The 3,537-nt window shown below is 63.9% G+C and carries 3 protein-coding genes and 1 pseudogene; all 4 read right to left on the bottom strand.

What is annotated here, in order from left to right:
- Nucleotides 1-845, bottom strand: a pseudogene (locus ACYVDE_RS17620) (hypothetical protein); the annotation flags it as partial.
- Between the two features lie 92 nt (nt 846-937).
- Nucleotides 938-1,981, bottom strand: a complete 1,044-nt coding sequence (gene pseI / locus ACYVDE_RS17615; protein ID WP_460502860.1) for an N-acetylneuraminate synthase family protein — start codon at nt 1,979-1,981, stop codon at nt 938-940.
- 110 nt (nt 1,982-2,091) lie between these two features.
- Nucleotides 2,092-2,736, bottom strand: a complete 645-nt coding sequence (locus tag ACYVDE_RS17610; RefSeq protein ID WP_460502858.1) for an HAD family hydrolase — start codon at nt 2,734-2,736, stop codon at nt 2,092-2,094.
- Between the two features lie 115 nt (nt 2,737-2,851).
- On the bottom strand, nt 2,852-3,537 hold a 686-nt coding region (locus ACYVDE_RS17605), incomplete at its 5' end, for an ATP-grasp domain-containing protein (protein WP_460502857.1).

Raw genomic sequence — 3,537 nt, 5'->3', positions numbered from 1 at the left:
TTGCAGGCCAGGCCCACGCGGCGCACAGCGGGCGCGAGGTTGCGGCGGTTCAGGTAAGCGTCGGCCTTGGGCATGCCTACCAGCTCCACGCGGCCGGCAATGGGGCCGCACTGCCGGTATTTGTCCAGCGCGTCCTGGCCTTCGAGCAGGCTCAGGTCGAAGCCCAGGGGCGGGAAGTTGGTGCTCACGCTGGCGTGCTGCACGTAGGCCGTGGGCACGCCCTCGGCGCGGCAGGCCAGCAGCAGCGAGCGGGTGTCGTCGTTGTGGTCGTTGGAAAACACCACGGCCCGCGGCTGGTAGTGCCGCAACGCCCGGCGGTACACCTCGTAGTAGCCGATGGCGTAGAAAATGAAGTCGAAAAACCGGGTGGCGCGTGGTCCCACCTGCCGCCGCAGCCCCAGGTACGCCCCCGGAAACTGCCAGTAATAGAGTGCCTTGCGCCGCAGCGAAAGCCGGTTGACCACCGCATTATAGCGGCCGATGTTCTTGGCCTGCCCGGCTACCAGCACGGCATCGGCCCGCGCCTCGGCCAGAAAGGCTAGCGCGTCGTAATTGTTGGCGCTCACCACGTACAGCCACACCTTGCCGCGCAGGTCGTCGCGGTTGCGGATGGGCTGAAAGATGTTGCCCACCAGCCGCAGGCCCGCGTAGCCCGCCACCCGCGCCAGCCGCTTCAGCGGGCTGGCCGGCGAAATGTCGGCCAGCGCCGCCGGGCTCAGCGCCGCGAAAATATCGGTGAAGCGCAGCTGCAGAATGTCGCGCAGCCGATGGATAAGGGTGTGAGGGTATGAGGGTGAGCGGGCAGGAGTTGATTGGGGAGGTATTGCGGAAGTGTTGTTCGTCATGCGTCAGAACCGGAAATCAAAACCAAAAGTACCTTCCTCATACCCTCATACCCTCATACCCTCATACCCTCATACCCTCATACCCTCATACCCTAAATGGCTTCCCACGTCAGTGGGGTGCCCGGCTTAAGGTCTTTCACCGCTTTGCGGCCCAGCACGGTTTCCCAGTGACGGGGCCAGAGGCCGTCGCCGGGGCGAATAATTTTCAGGTTGTCGGTGGTGAACTCCTCGCCCGCCGCGATGGGCTTCGACACATAAATGCTGCGCTTATACATCCGGCTTTTCGCCTCCGCATCCTGAATGCAGAGCTGCACGGTGCCGAGGGCCAACTGGGCGCGCTCGGTTTCCTCCACCAGCAGCTTCAGTTCGTGGGGCTCCATCGAGAAAGCCGAGTCGACGCCGCCCTCGGCCCGGCTTAGGGTGAAGTGCTTTTCGATGACGCAGGCGCCCAAGGCCACGGCGGCCACGCTGGCGCCCACGCCCATGGTGTGGTCGCTCAGGCCGATGGGGCAATCGAACGTTTCGGCCAGCACTGGGATGGTGCGCAAATTGGTGTTTTCGGGCGTGGCGGGGTAGGTGCTGGTGCATTTCAGCAGTACCAGCTCGCGGCAGCCGGCGCCGCGCAGTACCCGCACCGCCTCGTCAATCTCGGCCAGCGTAGCTGCGCCCGTGCTGATAATCACCGGCTTGCCCGTGGCGGCTACCTTGCGCAGCAGCGGCCAGTGGGCATTCTCGAACGAGGCGATTTTATAAGCTGGCACGTTGAGCGACTCCAGAAAATCCACCGCCGTCTCGTCAAACGGGGTGCTGAAGGCCAGCATGCCGTGCTGCCGGGCGCGGGCAAACAGCTCGGCATGCCATTCCCAGGGCGTATGCGCCTCCTGATAGAGCTGGTAGAGGTTCTTGCCCTCCCACAGCGAGCGGCCTTCTTCGTCGATGGCAAAGCCGGTGTCCATTGTGATGGTATCGGCGGTATAGGTCTGCAGCTTAAGGGCATCGACGCCGGCCGCCGCGGCGGCATCCACCAGGGCCAGGCCGCGTTCCAGGCTCTGGTTGTGGTTGCCCGACATCTCGGCGATGATGAACGGCTTGTGGGCGGGGCCAACCCGGCGGCCGCCAATGGTGATTTCAGTCATGGGAAAGCGAAGCGAATGCGAAGGCGCAAAGGTAGGGGTAGTGTAGCGCGGACTTTTAGTCCGCGAGTGGTTGGGTTAGATTTCGCCACCTCGCGGACTAAAAGTCCGCGCTACAAATCGTCGAGCGACTCAATGATGCGGGCGGCTTCGTGCGCCTCATCGGCTACGTAGTGCGCGTAGTTGCCGCGGGCCACCCGCACCGTGTTAAAGCCCAATGGCTTGATGCCTACGAAATCCTTCTTCACGTTGTCACCCACATACGTTACCTCGGCCGGTGCCACGCCCTCACGCTGGCAGATAAGCTGGAAAACGTGCGGGTTGGGCTTGGCGCGGTGGCGGCCGTAGCGGTTGGTGAGGTAGGCAAAGCGCACCCGCCCAGTCAGGCCCAGCGCGGCCACCTTGCGGGCCTGCACCTCCTTATGCCCGTCGGTGACGATGTAGAGCGGCTGCCCGGCGAAGCGCATGAGGGCGCGCTCGGCATCCGGAAAAAGGCTAATTTCGGGTCGGTGATGGCGGTAGGCGCGCAGGCAGGCCGCTACCAGCACCTTGCTCCAGCGGCCGTGCTGACGCAGCACGTTGTCGAACACCTGGCCGCGACCCTGGGCGGCTTCCTCGGCTATCATGCCTGCGGCCAGCGTTTCGGCCGGCACGCCCAGCAGCGGGCTGAGAAAAGCCGCCACGGCTCGGAAGCCGCTGTGCACATAGGTCAGCTCGGGGTAAAGCGTGTCGTCAAGGTCGAAAACGAGAACGGGCATTGGTTGAACTGGGTAGAGACGCAACATTTTGCGTCTCGGCGTTGCTGATGTTGTTTACCATGGAGGTATGGCGCGGCTCCGGTCGTTCAACGACGAGACGCAAAATATTGCGTCTCTATATCGTTCGGTCTTTCTTCGCGGCAAATAGCACATCTGCCCCTACCCGTACCTGCCGCAACGGCGTGGTCGCCGGCTCAAACGAAAAGGCCTGTAAATCAGTACCACCGGCTTCCTGCAAAAACCAGTAGAACGAATCAACGCCCGCCGCGATACCCAGCGTGGAGGCCCCGCCGAAACGGCAGTTGCATTCAATAAGGTGCAGGCCGCCATCATCGGTGAGCAAGGCTTGCAGCACGAACGGGCCGTAGAGGCCCAGCTTTTCGACGATGGGCGTGAGGCGGGCCAGCAAGGCCGCATCGGGCAGCGTGGTGGTAACCTGCGATTCGCCGCGCACCACTACGTCGCGGGTGCGGGCCACGAGGCCGTGCACCTGACCAGCACGGTCAACGTAGCCATCCACGCTGATTTCGCGGCCTTGGATGAAGGGCTGAAAAACGGGCTCCTGCAGGGTGCGGGCGTGGGCCAGCGCGGCCGCGGCTGATAGGTTCAGGCCCAGGCTGAGGGAGCCCGCGCCGTGGCGCTCCTTCACTACGAAGGCAGCAGTGGTGGGGGCGAGTGCGTCGATATCGCGAGCGGTGGCGATGACGGGCAGTCCGTTCTGCCGGCTAAAAGCGGCAAATTCCAGCTTGTTGAGGCAGCGGTGGACGGCTTCGGGCGCGCTCACCAGCACGGCCACGCCGG

The sequence above is a fragment of the Hymenobacter agri genome, assembly GCF_054778495.1.
Note: the sequence above shows the minus strand (reverse complement) of the source record. Positions and strands in the feature narration are given on the sequence as shown.

Bases quoted from the DNA above. Each gene is read 5' to 3' on its own strand.
- pseI (WP_460502860.1), bottom strand. From the start codon at position 1,981: ATGACTGAAATCACCATTGGCGGCCGCCGGGTTGGCCCCGCCCACAAG.
- ACYVDE_RS17610 (WP_460502858.1), bottom strand. From the start codon at position 2,736: ATGCCCGTTCTCGTTTTCGACCTTGACGACACGCTTTACCCCGAGCTG.